Raw genomic sequence first — 26,811 nt, 5'->3', positions numbered from 1 at the left:
CTCAGTCTCCGTACAGTGCCTCGGCATGGAAGATGACGTGATCTTCCATAAACGTGGACACAAAGAAGTACGAATGATCGTAACCCGGCTGGAAGCGATACGTCGCTTGCTGGCGGCGTTCGGCGATGGCTTGAGCCAACGCTTCGGGGCGCAAAAGGTCCATGAACTGATCGTTTGCACCTGTGTCGATCAGGATCGGACCGTCAAAGCCGGTTTTCTTCATCAACACGGACGCATCGTGTTTTGCCCAAAGCGTTTCGTCGTCACCAAGGTAGGCGCTCAGCTGTTTGCGTCCCCAATCCGCTCCGGTCGGGTTCGAGATCGGCGCAAAGGCTGACACCGAACGGAAGCGTCCGGGCAGGTTCATGGCAAGCGTCAGGGCGCCGTGCCCCCCCATGGAATGGCCCGTTATGGCCTGGCGTTCGCTGTCGATGGCGAAGTTTTCGAACAGCAGGGCGGGCAGCTCTTCGGCGACATAGTCCCACATCTGGAAATGCGGCGCCCAGGGTTCCTGTGTCGCGTTCACATAGAACCCTGCGCCCTGACCCAGATCATAATCTTCATGATCTGCGACGCCGTCACCACGCGGCGAGGTATCCGGAAACACCACGGCGATCCCTTGTTCCGCGGCCCACGCCTGAGCCCCGGCCTTGGTCATCGCGTTTTCATGGGTGCAGGTCAATCCCGACAAATACCAAAGAACCGGGACTGGGCCGTCCTTGGCCTCGGCTGGAAGAAACAGGCCAAAAGTCATGTCACACTTGCACGACGAAGAGGCGTGGCGGTACACGCCCTGCACACCGCCAAAACAGGCATTTTCCGAAAGGGTTTCCATCAGGCACCGTCCTTGTTTTCGAGTCGCAACATGGCTAACGATCCGCGGACCCGGCGTAAAGTCTGTGCGCCTTCGTTGAGAGTATTTTTCGAGAAGGTGAAGGTCAGAATGTGCCCGCCCAGGCGATCACCATCGGCACGGTGAGAATACTGACGATTGTGGATAGAAGGATTGCCGCCGACGCGCGATGCGGGGCAATGCCGTAATGCGCGGCCAGCATGTAAACATTGCCCGCAACGGGCAAAGCAGCGGCAGAGATGGCAACAGTTGCGGGAAAAGTATCAATCGGTATCAGCCATAACAGAGCGACCGCAACGCAGGCCGGATGGATCGCCAGTTTGCAGAAGCTCAACCATGCCGCGATCTGGACACGTTCAGCCGACTTGTCTGCCAATGACGCGCCAATGGCGAACAATGCACCCGGAGTCGCTGCACCACCGAGAATGATCAGAAAATCGCCAAGAGGTTCAGGAACAGGCAATTGCAGCGAGGACCAGATGAGACCGGCCGAGATGGATACGATCATGGGATTGCGGACCAAACCCATTCCGATCAACTTGAAGGTGGTCGGGGTCAGTTTGCCGTCACGGCCGCCATTGATCAGGATCACGATAAGGGAAGAGAACACGACCAGATCGACGGTCAGAACCAGCATCACGGGCCCGATCGCAGCCTCGGAGAACAAAAGGGAAAGCATGGGCAGCCCGAGGAACCCGACATTGCCGATGGCCGCGCACTGAGCCTCGACCGCAGCGGTCGGAATGTCGAGCCCGCGCAGCCAAGCGATGGCCGACGCCAGAACGTAAACGGTCATGGTTCCCAGCAGATATCCAAGGATGAGCCGGGCATTGAAAATCTCGGCAAAGGGAAGGGTGGCGGCAAAGCGAAACAGCATCGCCGACAGCGCAAAGAAAAAGACGAACTTGGTCAGATATGCCGTGGCTTCAGCCGTGAAAAAACGCGTGCGCCCCGCCCAAAAGCCCAGGCCGATAATCGCGAAAAACGGAAGGGTGCGCAGAAAGATTTCGACCATGGGCCCAGTCCTAGCACGGTTTGAACGCGCTGCAAGTACCCGACATCAAAGCAAATGCAACCTCCGCTTCGCTGGAATATTTGAGAATCGTTGTATCTAAACCGAACGGTTTATAAACTGGCGCAGCTATCGATCGAGGAGAAGACATGACCCAGACCGCCAACATCCTGCGCACCGGCCGTAAATTCGACCAGGTTCTGCGCGGGGCTCGAGAGGTTTTCATGGCGGATGGGTTTGAAGGGGCAAGTGTGGATGACATTGCCCGCGCGGCGGGCGTGTCAAAAGCAACGCTGTACAGCTATTTCCCGGACAAGCGCCTTTTGTTCATGGAAGTGGCCCAGACAGAATGCTGCCTGATGGCCGAGCGGGTCATCTCGATGATCGACGAAACCAAACCCGCCCGCGAAGTGCTTCAGATCACGGCGACGCAATTGACGGCCTTCCTTGTGTCGGATTTCGCGCAGCAGGTTTTCAGGATCTGCGTTGCCGAGCGCGACCGGTTTCCCGAGCTTGGCCGAGCGTTTTACGAGGCAGGGCCGCAAAACGGCCAGCGACAGATGGCCGAGTATCTGGAAAAAGCCGTGGCCAAGGGTGAATTGGCCATTGATGATGTACATATCGCTGCCGAGCAATTTTCCGAACTGTGCAAAGTGCGGATCTGGACCCGGGCGGCTTTTGGCATTCAGAACACGTTCACCCAGGAAGAAATAGATCAGGTCGCTGCTCAGGCCGTTGACATGTTTCTTGCCCGTTACGGGGTCTGATCCACAAAAGTGATGGCCCGCGCCCGGAACAGGGGCGCAGGCCATCGCTCACTCACCAAAACACTCGATACACAACAGTTTAAAGCTGCAAGTCTTTTAAAACCCTTTACTCGAAGAAAGTTCTGGCCAGACGCTCGCTGACAGGCTGTGCCAGATATGCAATCACTGCGCGTTCACTTGTGTTGACGAACAGGTCTGCGGGCATGCCGGGGACCAAGTCCAAAGCCGCCACTTCGTCGGATTGCCGATCGTTCAGTTTGACCCGGGTCTTGAAATTGCACTCGCCAGTGCGTTTGTCCTCCAATGCGTCGGCTGAGATATTAAAGATTGAACCTCGGGCCTCGGACACATCGGCCTGCGCAAAAGCCGACAAACGAATCCGTGTGGCCTGACCGATTTTCAGCTTGTTGACGTCACCAAGTCTAATCCGGCCCGAAATCGCCGAATTGCAACCGATAAGGATGTCGTCGCCGCCTTCACCGTTCTGCGGATCAACGCCGACCGCGCCGTTCAGCGCATTGGTCAGATCGCTGCCGACAATCACGTCGCCATCAGCCGAGTCAATGACGTACTTAGTTGAAAACAGTCCATCGGTTTCGACCTGGTTCGAGATCACGTCCTGACTGATGACACCGAGCCCCCTGATGCGTTCACGTTCAGCGTGGCGCCTGCCTCCGCCAGCGATTCCTGTACAACCGGGCCGTTTCGGCCGACCGGCACATTGTGCAGATGGATGGCCGAAACCGCGCCGGGGATGGGTGTGTTCAGGTCAGCTTCGTTCCGACCGACAACGCTCAGTTCGCTGGAATACGAGATTTCTCCGGTCGCCGAATTCCGGGTGATGACTACGGTCGCGTGGCCGGTGACCTTGCTGTCCAAGGCCGGCCCGGGCTCTTGCTCTGCGTTCAGGCTGCCGCTCAGGGTGACGGTGCGAATGTCACCCTTGGCCAACCAGATCAAAAAACTTGAACAGGAATTGGGAACCGATCTGTTCCTGCGCCTCAACAACGATGTGCCCCGACAGTGTACGGTGCCCGTGTCGTTGAACAGGCTGGGCGCCTTCTGAACGATGCGCGGAAAATCCGTGACACCGCGACCGAGTTCCGCGACCCCGAAGCAGTTCCTTTGACTGTCGGAATGACTCCGACTTAGGCCCCTTATCTGACCGGGTATCTCTGAACCCTTCAGCCCGCTGTTTCCGTGGATGCGGGTCACGCTGGTCGAGGATCTGCCTGAAAACATGTTGCGTATGGTCGATGATCACTTGCTGGACAAGGCGCTTGCGGCGAAGATCAACAGCAGCGCCGCTTTGGATTTCACTTCAATCTGGTCTGAACCATTGTTTCTGGCCCTTCGAAAAGGGCACGCGCTTTGCTCCTTGTCATCCATCACCCCAGAGGATGCTCCGCCGTATGATTTCATCCGGCTTCCACACGGTTTTGGATACGAACTTGAGGGGAGGCTTCCCAAACAAGATGGATCAAGCCGTATCAGCAAGCGTTTCGACCTGACGGCGCTGAGGTTCGAGACGACCTGCCGCCATATTTGCCATTCCGACGATTGTACAATTGTCTCTGCATTGGCCATTGAACAACAAGAACCAAATCTCGGCTGCTTCGGATGCTGAACGGGCAAAGGTGACTGCCACGACATTCAGGAAGGTGGGATCGAAGTGATAAGGTTTTTGCTCCTATGTCAAAACCTGTTCGGTGCTCTGGCCTCAATACGTGGTGCGCATCTGGTATCCCTGATGGAAGGTCATGCGCACGAAAGTAACAGGATCGCTGCGAAACCATGTCGTGCGTTCTAGCTGAAACAACGGTGTGCCGGGCGGTACCGCCAGAAACTCCTGCAAATGCCCTGTTGCCGGGACGGCCGAGAAGGCAATTTCAGCGTTTGAAAACGGCACCTCGGACAGCAGCCATTCATTCGGCCCGGTGGTCAGGAAATCTTCGTCGAGAACCTGAGGCACGGTGCTGACGTTGATCCAGCGTTCCTCGAACTGAAACGGACGGTTGTCGGCGTGGTGCATGCATTGCAGATGGACGACCTGCGCACCTTCCGGGATGCTCAGCTTTGCCTGCAACCACGCGGGGCAATCGATTAGTGTTCGGCTTACCAGAGCATAGCGGTATTCGGCGTTCATTTCTTCGATGGCCTGTCGAACGACAGTGATCGGCAATTTTGCCTGCTTTACCGGTGTGGTCACAACACGCGTGCCACCCTTGCGTTTGCGGGTGACAATTCCCTGTTCGGCAAGTTCCCGCAGCGCCCGATTGACCGTCGCCCGTGCAACACCGAATTCGGCTGCCAGTTCCATCTCGGTGGGCAACAGGCTGCCCTGTGGCCAGACACGGGTTTGAATGCGGTTCACGACTTCGTCCCGAATGTCCTGAAAGCCGAGAGGTTTTTGATCGGTCACGTGGTGTTCATCCAATTACGTACAAACATATTGTTATTATGAGGCCATTTTTGTCGGCCCGTAAAGGCGCAGCAAGCTCAAAGTCTCGGCATGAGATCAGCCATGGCCTGTCGATAGTCAGATACAATCCGATCCCGAGCAATATGGCGGCCCCGGCGTACCTGATGGCGGCCAGCCGACCACAAATCGGTCACTACGTGGTCCTTCGCGGCAAAGACCAACCCATCGAGCAACTGTTCAGGACGCAGGGCACAAAGCGCGGGATCCTGACTGTCAATAGCAACAAGATCCGCCAGCATCCCTTCTGCGATCCGCCCCGCCGTGCGTCGCAGGGCCTGCGCACCGCCCAAAGCCGAATTGCAATACAGTGTCTGTCCAACCGAACCCTCCCCTTCGACCAGGACATTGCGCGACAGATCTCGCAGGCGTTGGGAATATTCCAGCGTACGCAGTTCCTCTGTCATCGAAACCAACACGTTTGAATCCGACCCGATCCCGAAACGACCACCGGCTTCAAGAAAGACGGCTCCATTGAAGGGGCCATCCCCCAAATTGGCCTCGGTGATCGGGCAAAGCCCCGCGACCGCGCCCGTTGCGGCCATATCGCGGGTTTCCTTTTCCGTCATGTGAGTGGCGTGGATGAGGCACCAGCGATGGTTTACCGTTGCATTGTTCAGCAGCCATTCCACCGGGCGGGCGCCCAGACCCTCGTGAACCTGTTCAACTTCCATGGGTTGTTCCGCGATGTGAATATGGACAGGTCCCGTCTTTTTTGCGTCCAGAACCCGGGCAAGATCTTGCGGTGATGTCGCGCGCAAGGAATGCGGGGCAATGCCTATCTGACAGTCATCCGGCAGATCGCCCAGTGCCGCCTGCGCCTGTTCGACCAACGCCAGATAGCGGTCCACATCATTGCCAAATCGTTGCTGTCCCGCTTCCATCGGTTGCTCGCCGACCCCTGCGTAAGAATAAAGTACAGGCAGATGCGTCAGTCCGATTCCCGTCTCGGCCGACGCAGCCATGATCCGCTGGGACAGCTCTGCGAGATTGTCATAAGGTGTGCCGTCTGGCTGGTGATGCAGATAATGGAATTCACCAACCGAGGCATAGCCGGCTTCCTGCATCTCCATATAGACCAGAGCGGCAATCGCCTGCACCTGTTCAGGCGTAAGGTGCGCAGTGAAACGATACATCAGTTCCCGCCACGTCCAGAAACTGTCGCGACCGGCCTTTCGATATTCGGTCATACCCGCCATCGCGCGCTGAAATGCGTGGCTGTGCAGATTGGCCAATGCGGGCAGCAAAGTGTCGACGCAAGTATCGCCTTCTTGCGCCGTCGCGCCCTGTTGCACCGACACCATCAGCCCTTGCCTGATTTCTACCCGCAGGTTTATAGCCCAACCGGTGCTCAGTAATGCGCGATTAGCGAAGATAGCCATTTTTCACCTCATTTTATGCATAGACATATAAATGATAGAAATGTACTAGAAAAGAAGGAAATGCACGGAGGGTGCGAGTCACATGCAGACGCAAACGCAGGTTTTGACGGATCTTGATGCCGCAACGATGACCGAAGGCGGCGCGCCATACGGTTTGGTCCCGGATGCCGCGATCGTGTTGCAGGACGGGCGCATCGCATGGGTCGGCCCTGTCGCGGATCTTCCTCCTCGTTTCGCCGACCAGCCAAGGGCTCGAATGGGTGGGCGCCTGGTTACGCCCGCCTTGATCGATTGCCACACCCATGTGGTTCACGGTGGCCATCGCGCCGCAGAGTTCGAAATGCGCCTGAACGGCGCGAGCTATGAAGAGGTCGCGCGCGCTGGGGGCGGGATCATCTCGACGGTCAAAGCCACGCGCGCAGCCGGAGTGGAGGAGTTGGTCGCACAAGCATTGCCGCGTGTGGATGCGATGCTGGCCGAAGGGGCATCGGTCATCGAAGTAAAGTCCGGCTACGGGTTGGATGACAAGACTGAATTGAACATGTTGCGCGCGGCTCGGGCGTTGCCCGATCATCGCCCCGTCCGTGTTCTGACCAGCTTTTTGGGTGCTCATGCGGTGCCTCAGAACTATGAGGGCAGGGCGTCGGACTACATTCATCAGGTCTGCATTCCCACGCTTCGCGCCGCTCATGCCGAGGGATTGGTCGATGCGGTCGATGCCTTCTGCGAAGGCATCGCCTTTCAACCCGAAGAGTTGATCCCGCTTTTTGATGCCGCGACAGCGCTTGGCCTGCCGATCAAGATCCACGCCGAACAATTGTCGAATTTGGGCGGCGCAAAACTGGCTGCCGGATACGGCGCGCTTTCGGCAGATCATATAGAATATCTTGACGAAGCAGGTGTTCTGGACATGGCGCAGGCCGGTACCGTCGGTGTTATTCTGCCGGGGGCCTTCTACACCTTGCGCGAAACACAGGCGCCACCGATTGACCTGTTGCGCCGGCATGCTGTGCCCATGGCGCTTGCCACGGATTGCAATCCCGGTTCGGCGCCGATGACCTCGCTGTTGCTGGCGATGAACATGGGATGCACCCTGTTTCGCATGACGCCAGAAGAGGCCCTGCAAGGCGTGACGGTTCACGCGGCCCGTGCTCTCGGGTTGGCTGATTGCGGTCAGATCTCAGTCGGGCGGCGCGCTGATCTGGCGGTTTGGAATGTCGAACACCCCGCGGAATTGGCCTATCGCATCGGCTTCAACCCTCTTCATACCCGCATATTCGGAGGTATATTTTGACGACCCTCACCCTTACCCCGGGCACCGTTACCCTGTCGCAACTGGAACTGGTCCTTCGCGAAGAGTGCGCTGTTCGGTTGGACCCAGCCTGCCGCCCGGCCGTCGAAGAAGCGCACAAGCGCATCGCCGATGCGGCGACGGGAGAGGCCGCCGTATATGGCGTGAACACAGGGTTCGGGAAACTGGCCAGCGTCAAAATCGCGGCCGAGGACACGGCAACCTTGCAGCGCAACCTGATCCTCAGCCATTGCTGCGGTGTTGGCCCTGCGATCCCGCGCGCCCTTGCCAGATTGATGATGGTTCTGAAATTGCTGAGCCTGGGGCGCGGAGCGTCGGGGGTTCGGCCAGAAGTGATCACCCTGCTGGAAGGGATGTTGTCACAAGGTGTGACCCCGGTGATCCCGGCGCAGGGTTCAGTTGGAGCTTCGGGTGATCTTGCGCCCTTGTCCCACATGGCCGCCGTCATGATGGGCGCTGGTGAGGCCGAATTCAGTGGCGATGTGATGCCCGGTGACGCTGCGCTGTCCAAAGCGGGTCTGCACCCGATCGAACTGGGCCCTAAAGAAGGGCTGGCGCTGATCAATGGCACCCAGTTTTCGACGGCCTTTGCGCTGTCCGGGCTGTTTGGCGCGTGGCAGGCGGCGCAAAGCGCGTTGGTTACCTCGGCGCTGACGACGGATGCGATCATGGGTTCGACCGCCCCGTTGCAACCGGAAATTCACACGTTGCGCGGCCATCGCGGCCAGATCGAGGCCGGCGTGACCATGCGGGCGCTGCTGGCCGGGTCGGTCATTCGTGAAAGCCATCGGGTTGGCGATACCCGGGTTCAGGACCCGTATTGTATCCGCTGCCAGCCTCAGGTGGTGGGGGCCGCGATGGATGTGCTGAGGCAGGCTGCAACAACGCTGGAAATCGAGGCCAACGCGGCGACGGACAATCCTTTGGTTCTTTCGGAAACCGGCCTGATCGTTTCGGGCGGGAATTTTCACGCCGAACCCGTTGGGTTTGCCGCAGACATGATTGCGCTCGCCGTGGCCGAGATCGGGGCAATTGCGCAACGCCGCATTGCGTTGATTGTCGATCCGGCACTCAGCTTTGATCTGCCGCCTTTTCTGACGCCCAATCCGGGCCTGAATTCGGGCTATATGATCGCTGAGGTGACGACCGCCGCACTGATGAGCGAAAACAAGCATCTGGCCAATCCATGCGTGACGGACTCGACGCCCACATCGGCCAATCAGGAAGATCACGTTTCGATGGCGGCCCATGGCGCGCGGCGATTGGGGCAGATGGTTGCCAATCTGGAACGCATTCTGGGGGTCGAACTGCTGTGTGCCACACAAGGGGTCGAGTTCCGCGCGCCGCTGCCAACGAGCGAAACGTTGCAGGCTGTGATGGCACGGCTGCGTGCCGTGGTGCCGGCCTTGGGTGACGATCGCTATATGGCACCCGAGATCGAAGCAGCCTCGGCCCTGATTGCCAGTGGCGAGATTGCCCGTGGCACGGGCATCGCCATGCCGGAACTTGGCGCATGAGCGGCCCGGTCGAGATTTCGCGCGGTGACAGCCCCATCGTGCTGGGTCTGCCGCATACCGGTACCCATGTGCCGGCCACGATCGAGGCCAAGTTGAACGCGCGGGGTAAAGCTCTAGCAGATACGGATTGGCATGTTCATACCTTGTATGAAGGACTTCTGCCCGGTGCGACCACGGTTCGGGCGACCTTCCACCGATATGTGGTCGACGCCAACCGGGACCCGTCGGGCGCGTCACTCTATCCCGGCCAGAACACGACCTCTCTTGTGCCGCTGACGGATTTTGACGGCCAAGGCATCTGGGACATCCCGCCTTCCGAAAAGGATATCCTCGAACGACGGGAAGCTTTTCATGCACCGTATCATGCCGCCCTGAAGGCCGAGCTGGAACGCGTGAAGGCGGCCCATGGGGTTGCGGTGCTGTATGATTGCCACTCGATCCGCAGCCATATTCCTTTTCTGTTCGAAGGTACTCTGCCCGATATGAGCATCGGCACGAACAATGGCGCGACCTGCGCGCCGGAAATCGAAGCCATAGCGCATGAATTCGCGACGTCCTCGCCCTATACGGCTGTTCTGAATGGGCGGTTCAAGGGCGGATGGACAACGCGCTATTATGGCCGCCCCTCCGAAGGGGTTCACGCGATCCAGATGGAGCTGGCTCAGTCGACCTACCTGAAAACTGAAGTGCCGCCCTGGGCTTTTGACACCGACAAAGCCGACCGCCTGCGCCGGTGGCTCAAAGACATTCTTGACGCTATCCATGACACTGCATTGGAGCTTGCCCGATGACCGATCCTCGTAAAAATACCCGTGACATCTTTCCCCCGACAGGGCCCGAACTGAACGCCAAAAGCTGGATGACCGAAGCCCCGATGCGGATGCTGATGAACAATCTGCACCCGGATGTGGCCGAGAACCCGCATGAGCTGGTTGTCTATGGCGGGATCGGCCGTGCCGCGCGGACGTGGAAAGATTTTGATACCATCGTTGCCAGCCTCAAGGATCTGGAGGAAGATGAAACGCTGGTGGTGCAATCCGGCAAACCGGTCGCCATCGTTCGGACGCATGCCGATGCACCTCGGGTGCTGATCGCGAACTCTAACCTTGTGCCGCATTGGGCCAACTGGGGCCACTTCAACGAGCTCGATAAGAAGGGCCTGATGATGTACGGCCAGATGACGGCCGGTTCGTGGATCTATATCGGGACGCAAGGCATCGTTCAGGGCACCTACGAAACCTTCGCCGAGGCGGGACGCCAACACTATGACGGGGACCTGACCGGCAAGTGGATTCTGACTGGCGGTCTGGGCGGCATGGGTGGCGCGCAACCCCTGGCAGCGGTCTTTGCGGGGGCGTGTTGCCTGGCCGTCGAGTGCAATCCAGACAGCATCGATTTCCGCCTGCGCACCAAGTATCTCGACGAAAAGGCCGAGACGCTGGACGAAGCGCTGGAAATGATCGACCGCTGGACCAGGGCGGGCGAGGCGAAATCGGTCGGTTTGCTCGGCAATGCGGCCGAGATTTTCCCCGAGATCTACCGGCGGATGCAGGCGGGTGGGATGCGCCCTGACATCGTGACCGACCAGACCAGCGCCCATGATCCGGTCAACGGTTATCTGCCATTGGGCTGGAGCATGGCGCAGTGGAAAGACAAGAGGGAAAGCGACCCCAAGGCCGTGGAAAAGGCAGCGCGCGCGTCGATGAAGCAACACGTGGCCGCCATGGTCGATTTCTGGAACGCGGGTGTGCCAACCCTGGATTATGGTAACAACATCCGGCAGGTGGCGCAGGACGAAGGCTTGGAAAACGCCTTTGCCTTTCCCGGTTTCGTGCCCGCCTATATCCGCCCGTTGTTTTGCCGCGGCATTGGCCCGTTCCGCTGGTGCGCGCTGTCGGGTGATCCCGAGGATATCTACAAAACTGATGCAAAGATGAAGGAACTGTTCCCCGAAAACACCCATCTGCACAACTGGCTCGACATGGCGCAGGAGCGCATCGCCTTTCAGGGCCTTCCCGCGCGCATCTGCTGGATCGGACTGGGTGACCGCCACAAGGCTGGGCTGGCATTTAACGAGATGGTCAAAACCGGAGAGTTGAAGGCGCCGGTCGTCATCGGTCGTGACCACCTCGACAGCGGCTCGGTCGCGTCGCCGAACCGCGAAACCGAGGCGATGAAGGACGGCTCAGACGCGGTGTCGGATTGGCCGCTGCTGAACGCGCTGGTCAATACCGCATCGGGCGCGACATGGGTCTCGCTGCACCACGGAGGCGGCGTTGGCATGGGTTTCAGCCAACATGCGGGCGTCGTGATTTGTGCCGACGGCACCGATGCAGCGGCTAAACGCCTCGAACGGGTTCTGTGGAACGATCCGGCTTCTGGCGTCTGGCGACACGCAGATGCGGGTTATGAGGATGCCAAGGCATGCGCACGTGAGCACGGGCTGCGACTGCCGGGGATTCTGGGCTGATTTGCCATTCATCTTTGAATTTGTCTGCATGGCTTAGCGCTAACGTCTCATTTTCCGGTTTCGAACCGGGGATGTTTCCGCTAGGGCTAAGCCGTTAAGCAGCCCGCCAGGCTAACGACAACTGACAAAGGTGGCTCGCCCGTTGCTCGATATTGCACAAGTCCGCACTGTTCTTTCGGACGTCTATGACCTCGCCCCATCGGCCACGTTGGCCAATGAGATGAAAGACACGTTTGCCCGTATGGATCGTGTGATCAGCCCGCCGGATTGGGCGATCTATGCGCCCTATGTGCGGGCGATCAACGCGCTCAAGAAAGAGCGTAACGCCGTGATCCTTGGGCACAATTACATGACACCGGAAATCTATCATGGTGTGTCCGATTTCGTGGGTGACAGCCTGCAACTGGCGATCAAGGCCAGCGAGGTGGAAGAGGATGTGATCGTTCAGGCCGGGGTTCATTTCATGGCCGAGACATCGAAAATTCTGAGCCCCGGGAAAACTGTTCTGATGCCCGACATGGATGCCGGCTGTTCTTTGGCAGAATCGATTACTGCCGAAGGAATCGACGAAATGCGGGCCAAATACCCCGGTGCGCCGGTTGTGTCTTACGTGAACACCACTGCCGAGGTCAAAGCGGCCTCGGATATCTGCTGCACCTCGTCGAACGCCTTGCAGATCGTGAATGCCATGGAAAGCGACACGGTCATCATGACGCCGGATCAATATCTGGCTCAAAACGTGGCCAATGAAAGCCACAAGAACGTGGTGTATTGGCCCGGTTCCTGCATCGTGCATGAACAATACACCGCACAGGACTTGCGCGACTTCCGCGAATGGAACCCCGGAACGCGCCTGATTGCGCACCCGGAATGCCCGCCGGATGTGGTGGCCGAGGCGGATTATTCCGGTTCAACCAGCGGGATCATCAAATATGTGCATGATGAGAAACCCGAAAAGGCGATGCTGATCACCGAATGTTCGATGGCGTCGAACATCGCGGATGAACTGCCCGAGGTCGATTTCGTAGGGCCGTGCAATATGTGCCCGTACATGAAAAAGATCACGCTGGAAAAGATCCTCTATGCTCTGCACACGATGGAAGGCCAGGTCGAGGTCGCCGAAGACGTGGCAGAGAAGGCCCGCAAATCTGTACAGGCGATGATTGATCTGTCCCGCAAGCTTGGCATCTGATCGGTAATGACCGACATCACCACGGATCGCGTCATTATTGTCGGGGCCGGGATTGGCGCGCTTTATGCTGCGCTGAAACTGGCGCCGCGACCGGTGGTGATCATCTCGCCTGAACCTTTGGGCGAAGGTGCAAGTTCGGCATGGGCGCAGGGTGGCGTGGCGGCGGCGATGGACCTGGCCGACAGCCCGGAAAGCCACGCCGTTGATACCGTCAATGCCGGGGCAGGCACCGTCGAACCTGACGTTGCGGATTTGGTGACCCGAGAAGCGCGGGACTATATTCTGGACCTGACCACTTTGGGCACACCATTTGATCGCACCGAGGGTGGCGGGTATGTCCTGTCCCGAGAAGCCGCGCACAGTTTTGCCCGCGTCGTGCGGGTAAAGGGCGATCAGGCAGGCAGTGAAATCATGGCCGCCCTGATCGAACGAGTGCGCGAAACTCCGTCGGTGCAGGTGTTGGAGGGGGTCCTTGCCGTTGCGCTGGAAGTGACGGAAGGGCGCGTGGCGGGCGTGGTTTTACAGGATGCCTCGGAAAGCGGATCTGCGTCCGTGACGCTTCGTGCACCTGCCGTATTGTTGGCGGGCGGCGGTTCTGGCGGGCTTTATGCCCTGACGACCAATCCGGCCCGCATCCGGGGGCAGGTCATCGGAATGGCCGCACGGGCGGGGGCGCTGATCGCCGATGCCGAATTCGTGCAGTTCCACCCCACGGCCATGGACGTGGGTGAAGACCCGGCCCCGCTGGCGACCGAGGCCTTGCGCGGAGAAGGGGCAATACTGATAAACAAGTACGGCGAGCGTTTCATGCAGGCCGTTCACCCTGATGCCGAGCTTGCCCCGCGCGACGTTGTGGCCCGGGCGATTTTTGCCGAAGTACAGGCCGGCAACTGCCCGATGCTGGACACTCGCAAGGCTTTGGGCGCGCAAATCAACGAACTTTTCCCAGCGGTTGCCGCATATTGCGCGCGCAACGGAATCGATCCGGTCCGGGATGCGATCCCGGTTGCTCCGGCAGCGCATTACCACATGGGCGGGATTGCCACAGGCACTGATGGCCGCGCGACGCTGGATCGGTTGTGGGTGTGCGGCGAGGCGTCTTCGACCGGCCTTCACGGCGCCAACCGGCTGGCTTCGAACGGTTTGCTCGAAGCGTTGGTGTTTGCACGCATCTGTGCCGAGGACATTGCGCGTTCGATTCCGGACACTTCCGCGTCGGAACCTGTGGCCCTTCAATTTGATCAAGCTGACATCCCCGATACGTCTGAAGCGGTCAGTATGTTGCGCACGACCATGTCGCGCGATGTTGGCGTGGTCCGGAACCGCGCCGGGTTATGCCGGGCATTGCGCAGGATTGCCACGCTCGAAGAGCAGCATGGCACATGCCCGTCCTTCAGAAACATGTGTGCCACATCAACCTTGATCGCCGCGGCGGCATTGCAGCGCGAAGAAAGCCGCGGCGCGCATGAGCGATCCGACTTTCCGGAAACTGCCGATGGCCCCGGCAAACGATCCCGGATGTATCTTAGCGACGCGCTGCACATTCGCGCCGAAGCCTGCAAGGAAATATCATGAGTTTTGCGACCCTGCCCGATCTGATCCTCGAACCCGTCATCCGCGCGGCGTTGATGGAGGATCTGGGAGCATACGGTGACGTGACCACCCGCGCCGTGATCCCGCCGAACGCGACCTATACGGCCCGGCTGAATGCGCGTGAGGATGCCGTCGTTTCGGGCATGCAGGTGGCGACGATTGCGTTCCGGCTGGTCGACCCGACGCTTGAGGTTGAGGCGCATGTCAAGGATGGCCAGCCCTGTCGGCGCGGCGACACGCTGATGACCATCAAAGGTTCTGCCGCCTCGATCCTTTCGGGTGAGCGGGTCGCGCTGAATTTTGCCGGTCGTCTGACCGGTATTGCCACAAAAACTGCCAGCTTTGTTCAGCAGACAAAGGGCACGAATGCCCGCATGACCTGTACCCGCAAAACCACGCCCGGACTTCGCATTGTCGAAAAACAGGCCGTGCTGCATGGCGGCGGTTTCAATCATCGCTACTCTTTGTCCGACGCGATCCTGATCAAGGACAACCACATTGCCGCTGCCGGGGGTGTGCGTCAGGTTCTTGAGGCCGCCAAAGCGCAAGCCAGCCACATGATGGCCGTCGAGATCGAAGTCGATCGACTGGACCAGCTGGCGGAAGTGCTCGAGGTTGGCGGCGCGTCCGTCGTATTGCTGGACAACATGGATGACGAGATGCTGCGCGAAGCGGTTGCCATGGTGGACGGGCGGATGAAGACCGAAGCCAGCGGTAATGTGACGTTGGACCGGGTTGCATCAATTGCGGCGACCGGGGTCGATTACATCTCGTCCGGGGCGCTGACGCATTCCGCCCGAACCGTTGATCTTGGTCTTGATTTCTGAAAAGCGCGGCATTTCCGCTTGATTTGGGATCGTTTGCGCCAACACGGTTGCGCCTTCAGATTTTATCGATAATAAATCCTCGGCAACGCAAGCTGCAGGAAGTTTTATAGATAAAATGATCATCCCTCATTCCGGCTGGACCCGAAAGTCTGCGCAAGCTGTTCATGACCTCCCGTTGATGGACCTTCTGTTCCGGGCACAGACCGTGCACCGCGAGAACTTTGATCCGAACAAGATCCAGACCTCTAAGCTGTTGTCGATCAAAACCGGCGGGTGCGCCGAGGATTGCGCTTATTGCTCGCAATCGGCCCGCAACGGATCCACCCTGCCTGCATCGAAACTGATCGAGGTTCAGCGTGTACTGGCCGAGGCCAAAAAGGCCCGCGACGGTGGCGCGACCCGGTTCTGCATGGGGGCCGCCTGGCGCGAGCCCAAGCCGCGCGATATGCCTGCCCTGGTTGCCATGGTGGAAGGCGTCAAGGCGATGGGCATGGAAACCTGCATGACGCTGGGCATGCTGGATGACACCCAGGTCGTTCAGCTGCGCGATGCCGGGTTGGACTATTACAACCACAATATCGACACGTCCGAACGCTATTATTCCGAAGTGATCACAACCCGTACTTTCGCGGACCGGATCGACACGATGACCCGGGTGCAGGAAGCCGGGATCAAGGTCTGCTCGGGTGGTATTCTGGGGATGGGTGAACACACTGGCGACCGTATCGATATGTTGCTGACTTTGGCCAACATGAGCCCGCCGCCGGATTCGGTGCCGATCAACATGCTGATGCCACAGGCGGATACCCCGCTGGCTGATGCGGAACCGGTTGATCCAATCGACTTTGTGCGGATCATCGCAACCGCTCGCATCCTGATGCCCAAAGCCTATGTTCGGTTGTCCGCCGGGCGCAGCGACATGAGCGACGAGATGCAGGCGATGTGCTTCTTCGCCGGAGCAAATTCCATCTTTGTCGGTGAAACTCTTCTGACGGCGGAAAACCCCGAAGAAGACACCGACTCGATCCTGTTTGCAAAACTGGGCCTTCAGGCCGAAACGGCTGAAGACCATAAACGCACGGAAGCCGCCGAATGAAAGCAGTCGAACGACTGGAATCCATGCTGGGTGCGCTGGAAGCCCGACACCGCCGCCGGGTTTTGATCCCGGCGCGCGGGCTGGATTTTGCGTCCAACGACTATTTGGGCTTGGCCGGGTCAAGCCTGTTGCAAGAGGCCGCACAGGCCGCGCTGGCGCGCGGCGTGCCCGTGGGCTCGGGTGGCTCGCGGCTGCTGCGGGGAAATCACCCCGAGCATGAGGCGCTGGAACACGAAGCAGCTGCGTTCTTTGGGGCCGAGGCCGCATTGTTCATGGGCGGGGGGTTTCAGGCCAATCAGGCAATCTTTTCCACCCTGCCGGCTGCCGGGGATCTGGTTTTGTATGACGAACTGGTTCACGCCAGCGCCCATGAAGGGATGCGCGCCAGCCGAGCGGGTCTGCGCGCTTTCCGTCACAACGACGTCGCGGATGCGCGCAACGTTCTGACCGAATGGCGATCCGCTGGTGGGCAGGGTCAGGTATGGATTGCCGTTGAAAGCGTCTATTCCATGGAGGGCGATCTGGCTCCGCTGGAAGATTTGTCATGTCTGGCGCGTGAAGCCCAGGCTGTTCTGATCGTGGATGAGGCGCACGCAACCGGCGTTTTCGGGGCAAATGGCAAAGGTCTGGCGCATGATCTGAACGCTGACCTTCTGACCCTACACACCTGCGGCAAGGGGCTTGGAGTTTCCGGCGGGCTGATCTGTGGCCCGCGGGCGATGATCGATACCCTCATCAACCGCGCACGGCCCTTTATCTTTGCAACGGCGCCGTCCCCTCTGAATGCTGCGCTGGTACGGGCCGTCCTGCGTGAACTGGCCGGGAATGACGATTTGGTCACTGCTGCACTCAAACGTTTGCGCCATGCACATGATGCAGCCCGTGAAACTGGGTTGCCTGACGCGGCCTTGAACAGCCAGATCATTCCCGTCGTTCTTGGGGACGAGGCCCGCACGATGGCGATGGCACAGGCTTTGCAACATCAGGGGTTTGACATTCGCGGCATTCGCCCGCCTACCGTTCCGAAAGGCACATCCCGTCTACGCGTCTCGATCACCGGGAATGTCAGTCCTGAGGACATTTCGGCCCTGTTTGCAACCATCTCCAGCCATCAGTCGGAGGCCGCATGAGCGCTCTGGTCATTGTCGGAACCGACACGGGCGTCGGAAAAACAGTTTTTTCGGCTGGCCTGACGGCGGCCCTGAACGCCACTTACTGGAAGCCGGTTCAATCGGGGCTCGAGGATGCAACGGACACGGAAACCGTCTGCACCTTGTCCAGCGTGGACGTGTTGCCCGAGGCGTATCGCCTGAACATGCCCGCCTCACCCCATCTTTCTGCCGAAGATATGGGCATAGAGATCGATCTGTCCCGGCTAGCGCTGCCGCAGGTTGAGGGGCCGCTGGTTGTGGAAGGGGCAGGGGGGCTGATGGTGCCTCTGAACCGCAAATCCTACTATCTGGATCTGATTGCCCAATGGCAGGCCCCGGTCGTTCTGGTCGCGCGCACGGCGTTGGGAACGATCAACCATACTACGTTGTCCCTGATGGCACTCCGAGGCGCTGGGTGCGAAGTGGTCGGCGTTGCCTTTGTCGGAGATCCGGAGCCCGACGTGGAACAAACCATCGTCGAAATGAGCAAGGTGCGACACCTCGGACGCCTGCCTTATCTTGGAGACCTGACGCAGCAAAGCTTGTCAGATGCCTTCTCGTCCATAGACGTGGCGACCATACGGAGGTTTCTGTGACCCCGCTGGAGTTTGACGCCAACCACCTTTGGCATCCCTATACCAACGTGGCCGATCCCGGCGCGATGCATCTCATCGACCGGGCCGAGGGCGTGTATCTCTATCGGGAGGACGGCGCAAAGATGATAGACGCCATGTCGTCATGGTGGTGCGCCATCCACGGCCACAAGCATCCCGAAATTACGTCCGCCATGCAGTCCCAGCTGGACAAGATGCCTCATGTGATGTTCGGAGGGCTGACGCACCATCCGGCCATTGATCTGGGGCGCAGGATGGTCGACATGTTGCCCGAAGGGCTGGACCGCATTTTCTATTGCGACAGTGGGTCTGTTTCGGTCGAAGTGTCGATGAAGATGGCGGTGCAGTATCAAATGGCCCATGGCCGCACCCGCAAATTCGAATTTGCGACAATTCGGGGCGGCTATCACGGTGACACGTGGAAAGCGATGAGCGTCTGTGACCCTGTGACGGGTATGCACGGGCTGTTCCGGGGGGCTTTGTCGATCCAGCACTTCCTGCCGCGTCCCCAGGTTCGGTTGGGGGATGACTGGCCCGAAGATAGCGCGTTGAACGGATTGGAGGCGCTGGAACGACTGTTGGCCGAAAAGGGCGATCACCTCGCGGCCCTGATCCTTGAACCCGTGGTTCAAGGCGCCGGGGGCATGTATTTCTATCATCCCAAATGGCTGCGCGCGGCACGCGCCATGTGCGATGCCCATGACGTGCTGATCATTTTTGACGAGATCGCAACCGGATTTGGCCGAACCGGCAAGCTGTTCGCCACCGATCATGCGGGCATAACCCCGGATATTATTTGTCTGGGTAAGGCATTGACCGGGGGGCATATATCGTTTGCTGCTACCGTGACCAGTAGGCAGGTGGCGTATGGCATTGGCAACAGTGAGGCCGGAGTGTTCATGCACGGCCCGACCTATATGGCCAACCCTCTGGCCTGTTCCGCAGGTTCGGCCAGCCTCAGACTTCTGGCCGAGGGGAACTGGCAACGCCAGGTGGCTGATATCGAACGCCAGATGCGGACCGAACTGGAGCCAGCGCGCAGTTTGCCGGGCGTTGCAGATGTCAGGGTTCTTGGCGCCATTGGCGTTATTGAAATGAAGGAAACGGTTGATCCTTCGGTCGCTCATCGGCTGGCCCCTGAAACCGGAGTGTGGCTGCGCCCCTTTGCGCGCAACATCTATTGTATGCCGCCTTACATTGTTTCACCTGATGAGCTCGGCCGGATCACCAGCGCGATGGTCGCTTTGGCCGGGGGGAAGCAATGAGACACCAGTGGCTGGCGCAATCGGATGACAGCAAGCTGACACTGGTCTTCGGGGGGTGGGCGCTGAGTTCTGCCCCGTTCCGCGGGCTGACCGGAGGCAAATCTGTTCTGCTGGTGGATGACTATACCCGGCTCGATGATCCCTTGCCCGATCTGGCCGGGTATGACCGAGTCGAAATGCTTGCGTTCTCTTTCGGCGTCGCATCCGCGGCCCATTGGTTGGCCAGCACAGGGTTTCGCCCTGACCGGCTGGTTGCCGTCAGCGGTACGTTGCATCCTGCCTGCGCAGGCCGGGGCATCGCGCCCGATATTGTCCGGGCCACGGCGGATCAGCTGTCTTCGGCAAGTTTCGTCAAGTTTTGCCGACGCGCCGGACTGTCTGCTGACATACCTGAACTGGACATCGAGCAGGCAAGAAAGGAACTTCACGCGGTAATCGAACGCGGCTCGGCGCCTGATCCCGGCTTTGATCGGGTTTGGATATCAGAGCGGGACCGGATCATTCCGTCCAATGCTCAAAGGATAGCCTGGGCCGCGACCTCGGATGTGGTCAAGGGCGTCGCTGCTCCGCATGTACCTTTCCAACCGGGGCAAAGCTGGGCGGAGTGGATGTCATGACCGCGCAATTGGCAGACAAGGTGCAGCGAAGCTTCAGCCGAAGCTTCCAGACTTACAACGATACAGCCAGCCAGCAGGCCTGGGTTGCCCGCAAGCTGGTTTCCGAGATGCGCCGGGTTGGCGCGCCGAACCGGTTTGATGTGGCGTTCGAGCTGGGATGCGGCACTGGCCATCTGACCCGGTTGCTGCGGCAGAACTTTGATCTTCCCGATCTTCACCTGAACGATATCGCGCCGCAGGCTCGGGCGACGGCAGATGCGGAAAATGCGGCTTTCGTTGACGGAGACGTCCGCCTGGTCGAATGGCCCGCAAAGCTGGATTTGGTCGCATCGGCCTCGATGATCCAATGGATGGAGGATCCGGCCGGTTTGCTGCAACAGGTTGCCGAGGCGCTTGAACCCGGAGGGTGGCTGGCGATTTCCGGGTTTGGTCCATTGCAATATCAAGAGCTTGCGCAAATCGGATCGACAGCCCGTGCACCGGGCCTATGCCTGCCTGACGCCCTTGCAACCGCCATAGATGGGCCGTTCAAGATTCTGACGGTTGGCCAAAGTGTTCGGCCATCCTATTTTGACACACCCAGAGATGTGCTGAAGCATTTACGCAGTACAGGGGTAAATGGCCGGGCTCAGGGTGCATGGACCCGGTCCACCTTGGCCCGGTTCGAAGCTGACTACGTGCAAAAGTTCGGAGAAGACGGCAGGGTTCCTCTGACTTACCACCCGGTTTGGATCATTGCCGAAAAGCGTTAGGCGCTTATTCGGCGACGACAAGGTCGATTTCATTTGCCGACAGCATCTGGCAGATGTCCTCGGGCGGGTTCACATCGGTAAAGAACAGATTGATCTTGTCGGCAGGTTCCAATGTGACCGGCGCGCGCTTTCCCAGCTTTTCGCCATCGGCCACGACAATGCGGACCTGTGCGTTTCGAATGGCGACGCGGGCCAGGTTTGCTTCTTGCAGGTCGTGCAGCATAAAGCCCGGGTCCGCATTGACCGCCCCGACTGAAAGAACGGCGAAACGGACGTTCAAACGTTTGATCAGGTCCTGAGCTTCAATACCAAATGCGCCCCCATCGTGCGACCGCAGCTCGCCACCAGCCATGAAGACCCGGTTGTTGTTTCTTGAAGCCAATGCCTGAGCAACAAAAACCGAGTTCGTCACGACAAAGAGGTCACTGTGGTTGCAAAGTGCCTGCGCCACATAAGCGGTAGTAGAGCCGATATCGAGGAAAACGGAGTCTCCGTCACTGATGACCTCCGCAACCGCCTTCGCCAGCTTCTCTTTCGCGTCAACCTTCTTGTCCAGGCGGCTTTGCAGCGACGGTTCAAGAATGTCTTCGAGAAGATGAACCCCGCCATGGACCTTGCGCACGATGCCGCGCTCTTCCAGATTGCGGACGTTTCGCCGAATGGTTTCCAGGCTGACCCCAAGTTCATTCGCCAGAACACTTACGCGGCACGAACCGCCCGCGCGAAAAAGGGCGCGCAGGATTTCTTCTTCTCGTTGGTTTGTGGTCGGCAGGTTCATGTTTCGCGCTCTGATGGCATCGTCATAAGGGACGTTAAGCCATACCACAATACCCACATAAAGCAACGTTCTACCAAAGAGAAGCCGTTGAAACTTGCCTCGAGCAGGAATTTATGTGGCTTTACGTGGTTTTTATTGACACAAAACCCCACGATGTGGTCGTCTATACTCAATACCACCGATTCATCAAAAAAAATCACGACAGGGAGAAGGTGTTATGAATTGTAAAATGGGAATTTCCGCGCTGGCCCTCATGGCCGCCGGAGCCGCAACAACTGCTGGGGCTGTTGAGTCCACGGACCCAATCAAACTGACGCTGCACGACTGGTCGGGGCAGTTGATCAATACCAAGATCATGGGTTCGATCCTGGAAGAAGCCGGGTACAACGTTGAATATGTTCAGGCGGATTACATTGCTCAGTTCGCCGGTCTGAAAACGGGTGACCTGCATCTGGCAATGGAAATCTGGGAAACCACCGGGCGCGAAGCGCTGGACGAGGCAACCGGCACCGGCAAGGTTGTCAATGTCGGCGAAACCGGCCTGATGGCGATCGAAGAATGGTGGTATCCCAGCTACATGAAGGAACGGTGCCCGGGATTGCCGAATTGGGAGGCGCTGAAAGACTGCGCCGAGGAATTCGCGACGGCGGAAACTGCTCCGAACGGGCGTTATGTCGGCGGCCCGGTGACCTGGGGTGGCTTCGATGACGAGCGTGTCGAAGCGCTTGAACTGGATTTCGAAGTCGTCCATGCGGGCACCGACGCGGCCCTGTTTGCAGAATTGGAATCCGCTTATCAAAGGCAGGATCCAATTGTTCTGTGGGTCTATGTCCCACATTGGGCGCCGGCGAAATACGAAGGCGAGTTTGTCGAGTTTCCGCCATTTACGCCAGAGTGTTACAGCGACCCTTCGGTTGGTGTGAACCCAAACATGGCCTATGATTGCGGCAAGCCGCGTGGCCCGATCTGGAAAGCAGCCTGGTCTGGCCTGCAAGAAAAATGGCCGGGCGCTTATGACATCATCGAAGCCTACAAAATCAACAATGATGAAATGAGCGCCATGGTTGGCAAGGCCGATCTGGACGGCGTGGAAATCGACAGCGTTGTTGCAGAGTGGATGGAGACCAACAAAGACCGCTGGTCTGGCTGGATCTCGAAGTAATCCACTGGCCAGAGCGGGCCTGCCGCTCTCTCGGACCGCTCTGGCCTTTTTCGCGAACGAACCGGACCACCCTGATGCCCCCCAAGACCAAACTGTCGTGCCGAAACGTCTGGAAGCTTTATGGCCCCAACGCAGATCGGTTGCTGCGGACAACCCCCGAACCTACGGCAGAAGAAATTCGCAAGGCAGGCGTGATCGGCGCAGTGCGCAACGCCAATATCGAGATCTCGGAAGGTGAGATTTTCGTCATCATGGGCCTGTCGGGGTCCGGCAAATCCACTCTGGTACGGTGCTTGTCCCGGTTGATCGAACCAACCGCCGGAGAAGTTCTGTTCGACGATGCTGACCTCTTGCGCGCCAGCGAGAATGAGCTGATCGAAATCCGGCGTCACAAGATGGGCATGGTGTTCCAGCATTTCGCGTTGCTGCCGCATCTGACCGTTTTGCAGAATGTGATGTTTCCGTTGACGATTCAGGCCACACCCAGACCCGAAGCCGAGGCCAAGGCCCGCGAGGTGGTGGAACTGGTCGGTTTGAAGGGGCGCGAGGATTATTACCCGCGTGAGCTGTCCGGCGGCCAGCAACAGCGCGTCGGCATTGCCCGTTCCTTGGTGACCGAGCCTGATCTATGGTTTCTGGACGAGCCGTTCTCGGCCCTCGATCCGCTGATCCGGCGCGAGATGCAGGATGAATTCCTGCGGTTGCAGGAGCGGTTGCACAAGACCATCGTTTTCATCACCCATGATTTCGAAGAGGCCGTTCGCCTGGCCGACCGCATCGCCATCATGAAGGACGGAGAGGTGATCCAGATCGCCACGCCGGAAGAGCTGGTGATGCACCCGGCCACCGACTATGTGGCGGAATTCACGAAACATATTCCCCGTTCAAAGGTCCTGACCGTCGGCGGTGTCATGACCTACGGCGCTGTGGGCGAGGGCGATCCGATCTCTCAATCCACGCGCATCTCGGACGTGGCGGAACGGATTATCGCGGCAGATGCGCCGATCCCCGTCGTGGATGCAGAGGGCCAGCCCGTCGGAGCGATTGACCGCAAGGCCGTTGCGCATGTGCTGTTCGGCGGCGGAGACATGGCATGATCCGCCTGACCCGCAGCCAGATGGCCATTCTGCTGCTTGTTCTGGTCACCATCGTGCTTGGCTATTTCGGTCGTGATTTGAGCAAGGCGCTGGATGCGCGCTGGTTGACCAAGTTCCCTTCGGCCTGGGTGATCCCGTTCAAAACCTACATTTCCTCGGCGATGACATGGCTGATCGAGGATGCCGCCATCGGGCCAGTGTCCTTCACCGATGTCACCCGCGCCATCGCGTGGTTGATCGAGCAGCCCTATAATCTGGTATTGGCTCTGCTGGCCGACGGCTTTGTCAGCGGTCAGGGAAATGACGCGCAGGTCATCCTGCCTGCGATCAGCTGGATCGTGGTCATCACCGCCGTTGTCGCCTTGGGGCAATACTGCCGTGACTGGGGATTGGCCGCTCTGGTCGGGGCCTGCTTCGTCTATCTTGCAGTTTTCGGACAATGGGACAGCGCCATGGTGACGCTGGCCTCGGTCCTGATCGCGGTGCCGATTGGCGCGGGCGGAGGGTTGCTGTTGGGCATTCTCGCCTATCGCCATCCGCTTTTTGAAAAGATCATCTCACCAATCCTGGACCTGATGCAGACAATCCCGATCTTTGCCTATCTGGTGCCGATCCTGTTCATGTTTGGCTTTGGCCCGATCTCTGCCTTGGTCGCGACGATCATCTATGCGACCCCGCCGATGGTGCGGATCACAACGCTGGCGCTGAAAGGTGTGGATCCTGAGATTCTGGATTTCGGACGCATGGCGGGCACGACCCGGCGGCAGTTGATGTGGCGCGTGCTGGTGCCCTCGGCCAGCCACAGCCTGATGGTGGGCGTCAATCAGGTGATCATGCTGACCCTGAACATGGTCATCATCGCCTCGATGATCGGAGCTGGGGGGCTGGGCTTTGACGTCCTCGCCGCGCTGCGCCGTCTGGACATTGGGGCAGGGTTCGAAGCCGGCATCGCCATCGTGGTTCTGGCCATCGCCGTCGACCGTCTGAGCCAGGCCTTTGCCGAACGGATGGGGCAGGTGCATCATGAGGTCCCCGGCTCGTGGATCGCGCGTCATCGCCGGACGGTTCTGGTTGTGGTCCTGATGCTGCTGACCTGGGTGCTGGGACAGTTCTCGCCTCTGTTGTTGGAATATCCTGAAAGCCAGACCATCACCACCGGCGCGTTCTGGGACAACACGGTCGAATACCTGAACGTAAATTATTTCGACACGTTCGAGGCCATCAAGGTTTTCTTCCTGACCTGGTTTATGATCCCGATCAAAACGGTTCTGCTGGGCATCCCGTGGCCATGGGTCATTGCAATGCTGACCCTGTTGGGCTGGCACGCGGGCGGCTGGCGTCTGGCACTGTTGTGCGGAGGAATGGCCTCTCTGATCCTTGTGTCGGGCCTGTGGTCCAAGGCGATGGTGACGGTTTATCTGTGCGGCGCATCTGTCACTCTGGCGACGCTGATCGGGGTGCCTCTGGGTGTTCTGGCGGCACTGAACAAACGCGCTGGGACGGCCATCAACCTGCTGATCGACACGCTACAAACCCTGCCCAGCTTTGTTTACCTGATCCCTGTCGTCATGCTGTTCCGGGTTGGCGATTTCACCGCCCTGATTGCCATCGTTCTCTATGCGCTGGCCCCGGCGGTCCGTTATGCCGCCCATGGCGTGCGCTCGGTCAGTGAGGAACTGATCGAGGCGGGTCTGGTTTCCGGCTGCACCCGTACGCAATTGCTGCGCCATATCCGCCTGCCGATGGCGTTGCCTGAAATCCTGCTGGGCGTCAATCAGACGATCATGCTGGCGCTGTCGATGCTGGTGATCACCGCCCTCGTCGGCACCCGCGATCTGGGGCAGGAGGTCTATATCGCCCTGACCAAGGCCGATACCGGCCGCGGTCTGGTTGCCGGCCTGTCGATTGCCTTCATCGCCATCATCGCCGATCGGTTGATCAATGCCAGTGCCCGTCAGGCCCGCATCCGCTTTGGACTGGAGAGTTGATATGAGCCATCCCGACCTGATGACCCGCATCCGCGCTCTGCCGATCTGGAAGGGAGAGATCGAGGCCACTCCGCTGACCGGTGGCATCACCAATATGAACTACAAGGTTACGGATGGCAGCGGGTCTTATGTGGTGCGTGTGGGCGACGACATCCCCCTGCATCAGGTGATGCGGTTCAATGAGCTGGCCGCCAGCAAGGCAGCCAATGCGGCGGGTCTGTCGCCAGCGGTTGTACACTCGTCAGGCGATCTGACGGTGCTAGAGTTCATCGAAAGCCGTACACTGACCGAGGAAGATGTCCGCAACCCGGATATGCTGCCGCGCGTGCTGGAATTGGTTAAGGCGTGCCATGCCGAGGTACCGAAGCACCTGCGCGGTCCATCGCTGGTGTTCTGGGTGTTCCACGTCATCCGCGACTATGCCGCGACACTCACTGAACGCGGCAGTGTCCATACAACGCTGATCCCTGACCTGATCGATGCAGGCGTTACGTTGGAACGCGAGGCCGGCCCGTATGACATGGTGTTTGGCCATAACGATCTGCTCTGTGGCAACTTTCTGAACGACGGCAACCGCCTTTGGCTGATCGATTTCGACTATGCCGGGTTCAATTCTCCGCTGTTCGATCTGGGCGGGCTGGCGTCGAACAATGGCCTGTCGCCTGAACAGGAAGACTGGGTGTTGGAGAGCTATTTTGAAGCTCCGGTCACCGACGATCTGCGCCACCGCTATACGGCGATGAAATGCGCCTCGCTGCTGCGGGAAACCATGTGGAGCATGGTGTCCGAGATCACCTCGGATATCGAATTCGACTACGCAGCCTATACGGCCGAAAACCTGGCGCGGTTCCGCGCAGCCCTAACCGATTTCAAAAACACCTGAGGAC

26 protein-coding genes are annotated in these 26,811 nt (G+C 59.1%); 19 read left to right on the top strand and 7 right to left on the bottom strand.

All coding sequences use genetic code 11. The annotated features are described in order from the left end of the window. Position 1 precedes the first annotated feature (1 nt). Together fghA and I9185_RS09905 are read right to left on the bottom strand one after the other, a co-directional pair. The gene (gene fghA, locus I9185_RS09910; RefSeq protein WP_210092950.1) at positions 2 to 835 is read right to left on the bottom strand and encodes an S-formylglutathione hydrolase; all 834 of its coding nucleotides are present in this window, start codon (positions 833 to 835) and stop codon (positions 2 to 4) included. Positions 836 to 938: 103 nt separating this feature from the next. Then, positions 939 to 1,868: an AEC family transporter gene (locus I9185_RS09905; RefSeq protein WP_210092949.1), complete on the bottom strand. Its 930-nt coding sequence runs from the start codon at positions 1,866 to 1,868 to the stop codon at positions 939 to 941. 146 nt (positions 1,869 to 2,014) lie between these two features. Here I9185_RS09905 and I9185_RS09900 point away from each other — a divergent pair, with 146 nt between their 5' ends. Beyond that, positions 2,015 to 2,632, top strand: coding sequence for a TetR/AcrR family transcriptional regulator (locus tag I9185_RS09900; RefSeq protein ID WP_210092948.1), 618 nt, complete (start codon positions 2,015 to 2,017; stop codon positions 2,630 to 2,632). Between the two features lie 106 nt (positions 2,633 to 2,738). Here the strand turns inward: I9185_RS09900 and I9185_RS09895 are convergent, their stop codons facing one another. After that, positions 2,739 to 3,248, bottom strand: coding sequence for a hypothetical protein (locus I9185_RS09895; RefSeq protein WP_210092947.1), 510 nt, complete (start codon positions 3,246 to 3,248; stop codon positions 2,739 to 2,741). After that, complete coding sequence (locus I9185_RS09890; protein ID WP_210092946.1) at positions 3,245 to 3,592, bottom strand: CHRD domain-containing protein; 348 nt, start codon at positions 3,590 to 3,592, stop codon at positions 3,245 to 3,247. The genes I9185_RS09895 and I9185_RS09890 overlap by 4 nt, the downstream gene beginning before the upstream one ends. A gap of 211 nt (positions 3,593 to 3,803) precedes the next feature. Here I9185_RS09890 and I9185_RS09885 point away from each other — a divergent pair, with 211 nt between their 5' ends. Then, positions 3,804 to 4,259 (top strand): LysR substrate-binding domain-containing protein, encoded by a 456-nt coding sequence (locus I9185_RS09885; RefSeq protein WP_348539738.1) that lies wholly within the window; start codon positions 3,804 to 3,806, stop codon positions 4,257 to 4,259. Between the two features lie 93 nt (positions 4,260 to 4,352). Here the strand turns inward: I9185_RS09885 and I9185_RS09880 are convergent, their stop codons facing one another. After that, positions 4,353 to 5,054, bottom strand: coding sequence for a GntR family transcriptional regulator (locus tag I9185_RS09880; protein WP_209833858.1), 702 nt, complete (start codon positions 5,052 to 5,054; stop codon positions 4,353 to 4,355). Positions 5,055 to 5,131: 77 nt separating this feature from the next. After that, a complete protein-coding gene (locus I9185_RS09875; protein WP_210092944.1) occupies positions 5,132 to 6,493 on the bottom strand; it encodes a formimidoylglutamate deiminase in 1,362 nt (453 codons plus the stop codon). 82 nt (positions 6,494 to 6,575) lie between these two features. Here I9185_RS09875 and hutI point away from each other — a divergent pair, with 82 nt between their 5' ends. The 13 genes from hutI (at position 6,576) to I9185_RS09810 (ending at position 20,899) form a co-directional block, all read left to right on the top strand. After that, positions 6,576 to 7,787 carry an imidazolonepropionase gene (gene hutI / locus I9185_RS09870; protein ID WP_210092943.1) on the top strand — a complete coding sequence of 404 codons (1,212 nt, stop codon included), beginning with the start codon at positions 6,576 to 6,578 and terminating at the stop codon, positions 7,785 to 7,787. Then, entirely contained in the window at positions 7,784 to 9,322 is a 1,539-nt protein-coding gene (hutH, locus tag I9185_RS09865; protein ID WP_171723809.1) for a histidine ammonia-lyase, read from the top strand. The genes hutI and hutH overlap by 4 nt, the downstream gene beginning before the upstream one ends. Further along, a complete protein-coding gene (hutG, locus tag I9185_RS09860) occupies positions 9,319 to 10,113 on the top strand; it encodes an N-formylglutamate deformylase (RefSeq protein WP_210092942.1) in 795 nt (264 codons plus the stop codon). The genes hutH and hutG overlap by 4 nt, the downstream gene beginning before the upstream one ends. Next, on the top strand, positions 10,110 to 11,792 hold the full coding sequence (hutU, locus tag I9185_RS09855) for a urocanate hydratase (protein ID WP_210092941.1): 1,683 nt from the start codon (positions 10,110 to 10,112) through the stop codon (positions 11,790 to 11,792). Before hutG ends, hutU begins: the two co-directional genes overlap by 4 nt. Before the next feature lie 142 nt (positions 11,793 to 11,934). Further along, positions 11,935 to 12,984, top strand: a complete 1,050-nt coding sequence (nadA, locus tag I9185_RS09850; RefSeq protein ID WP_171230399.1) for a quinolinate synthase NadA — start codon at positions 11,935 to 11,937, stop codon at positions 12,982 to 12,984. 6 nt (positions 12,985 to 12,990) lie between these two features. Further along, positions 12,991 to 14,559: an L-aspartate oxidase gene (locus tag I9185_RS09845; protein WP_210092940.1), complete on the top strand. Its 1,569-nt coding sequence runs from the start codon at positions 12,991 to 12,993 to the stop codon at positions 14,557 to 14,559. Further along, positions 14,556 to 15,404, top strand: coding sequence for a carboxylating nicotinate-nucleotide diphosphorylase (nadC, locus tag I9185_RS09840; protein WP_171723804.1), 849 nt, complete (start codon positions 14,556 to 14,558; stop codon positions 15,402 to 15,404). The genes I9185_RS09845 and nadC overlap by 4 nt, the downstream gene beginning before the upstream one ends. 115 nt (positions 15,405 to 15,519) lie before the next feature. Beyond that, positions 15,520 to 16,500, top strand: a complete 981-nt coding sequence (gene bioB, locus I9185_RS09835) for a biotin synthase BioB (protein ID WP_210092939.1) — start codon at positions 15,520 to 15,522, stop codon at positions 16,498 to 16,500. Then, positions 16,497 to 17,630, top strand: coding sequence for an 8-amino-7-oxononanoate synthase (locus tag I9185_RS09830; RefSeq protein WP_210092938.1), 1,134 nt, complete (start codon positions 16,497 to 16,499; stop codon positions 17,628 to 17,630). Before bioB ends, I9185_RS09830 begins: the two co-directional genes overlap by 4 nt. Beyond that, positions 17,627 to 18,247: a dethiobiotin synthase gene (gene bioD / locus I9185_RS09825; protein ID WP_210092937.1), complete on the top strand. Its 621-nt coding sequence runs from the start codon at positions 17,627 to 17,629 to the stop codon at positions 18,245 to 18,247. The genes I9185_RS09830 and bioD overlap by 4 nt, the downstream gene beginning before the upstream one ends. After that, a complete protein-coding gene (bioA, locus tag I9185_RS09820) occupies positions 18,244 to 19,530 on the top strand; it encodes an adenosylmethionine--8-amino-7-oxononanoate transaminase (protein ID WP_210092936.1) in 1,287 nt (428 codons plus the stop codon). Before bioD ends, bioA begins: the two co-directional genes overlap by 4 nt. After that, on the top strand, positions 19,527 to 20,147 hold the full coding sequence (locus I9185_RS09815) for a DUF452 family protein (protein WP_210092935.1): 621 nt from the start codon (positions 19,527 to 19,529) through the stop codon (positions 20,145 to 20,147). The genes bioA and I9185_RS09815 overlap by 4 nt, the downstream gene beginning before the upstream one ends. Further along, positions 20,144 to 20,899 (top strand): methyltransferase, encoded by a 756-nt coding sequence (locus tag I9185_RS09810; RefSeq protein ID WP_210092934.1) that lies wholly within the window; start codon positions 20,144 to 20,146, stop codon positions 20,897 to 20,899. Before I9185_RS09815 ends, I9185_RS09810 begins: the two co-directional genes overlap by 4 nt. Before the next feature lie 4 nt (positions 20,900 to 20,903). On the opposite strand, the gene I9185_RS09805 is transcribed toward I9185_RS09810, so the two are convergent. Further along, complete coding sequence (locus I9185_RS09805) at positions 20,904 to 21,677, bottom strand: DeoR/GlpR family DNA-binding transcription regulator (protein ID WP_171723799.1); 774 nt, start codon at positions 21,675 to 21,677, stop codon at positions 20,904 to 20,906. Between the two features lie 217 nt (positions 21,678 to 21,894). Here I9185_RS09805 and I9185_RS09800 point away from each other — a divergent pair, with 217 nt between their 5' ends. From I9185_RS09800 to I9185_RS09785, 4 genes are all read left to right on the top strand, one after another. Continuing rightward, positions 21,895 to 22,839, top strand: coding sequence for an ABC transporter substrate-binding protein (locus tag I9185_RS09800; RefSeq protein WP_171636168.1), 945 nt, complete (start codon positions 21,895 to 21,897; stop codon positions 22,837 to 22,839). A gap of 74 nt (positions 22,840 to 22,913) precedes the next feature. Then, positions 22,914 to 23,936 carry a betaine/proline/choline family ABC transporter ATP-binding protein gene (locus tag I9185_RS09795; RefSeq protein WP_171636166.1) on the top strand — a complete coding sequence of 341 codons (1,023 nt, stop codon included), beginning with the start codon at positions 22,914 to 22,916 and terminating at the stop codon, positions 23,934 to 23,936. Next, entirely contained in the window at positions 23,933 to 25,924 is a 1,992-nt protein-coding gene (locus tag I9185_RS09790; RefSeq protein WP_171723797.1) for an ABC transporter permease subunit, read from the top strand. Before I9185_RS09795 ends, I9185_RS09790 begins: the two co-directional genes overlap by 4 nt. A 1-nt stretch (position 25,925) precedes the next feature. Next, on the top strand, positions 25,926 to 26,807 hold the full coding sequence (locus tag I9185_RS09785) for a choline/ethanolamine kinase family protein (protein ID WP_210092933.1): 882 nt from the start codon (positions 25,926 to 25,928) through the stop codon (positions 26,805 to 26,807). Positions 26,808 to 26,811 lie beyond the last annotated feature (4 nt).

Origin of the sequence: Ruegeria sp. HKCCSP346, assembly GCF_017872595.1 — a bacterium.
Classification (GTDB): Bacteria; Pseudomonadota; Alphaproteobacteria; order Rhodobacterales; family Rhodobacteraceae; genus Ruegeria.
The sequence above is the reverse complement of the archived record's forward strand: the minus strand, read 5'-3'. Positions and strand labels throughout refer to the sequence as shown.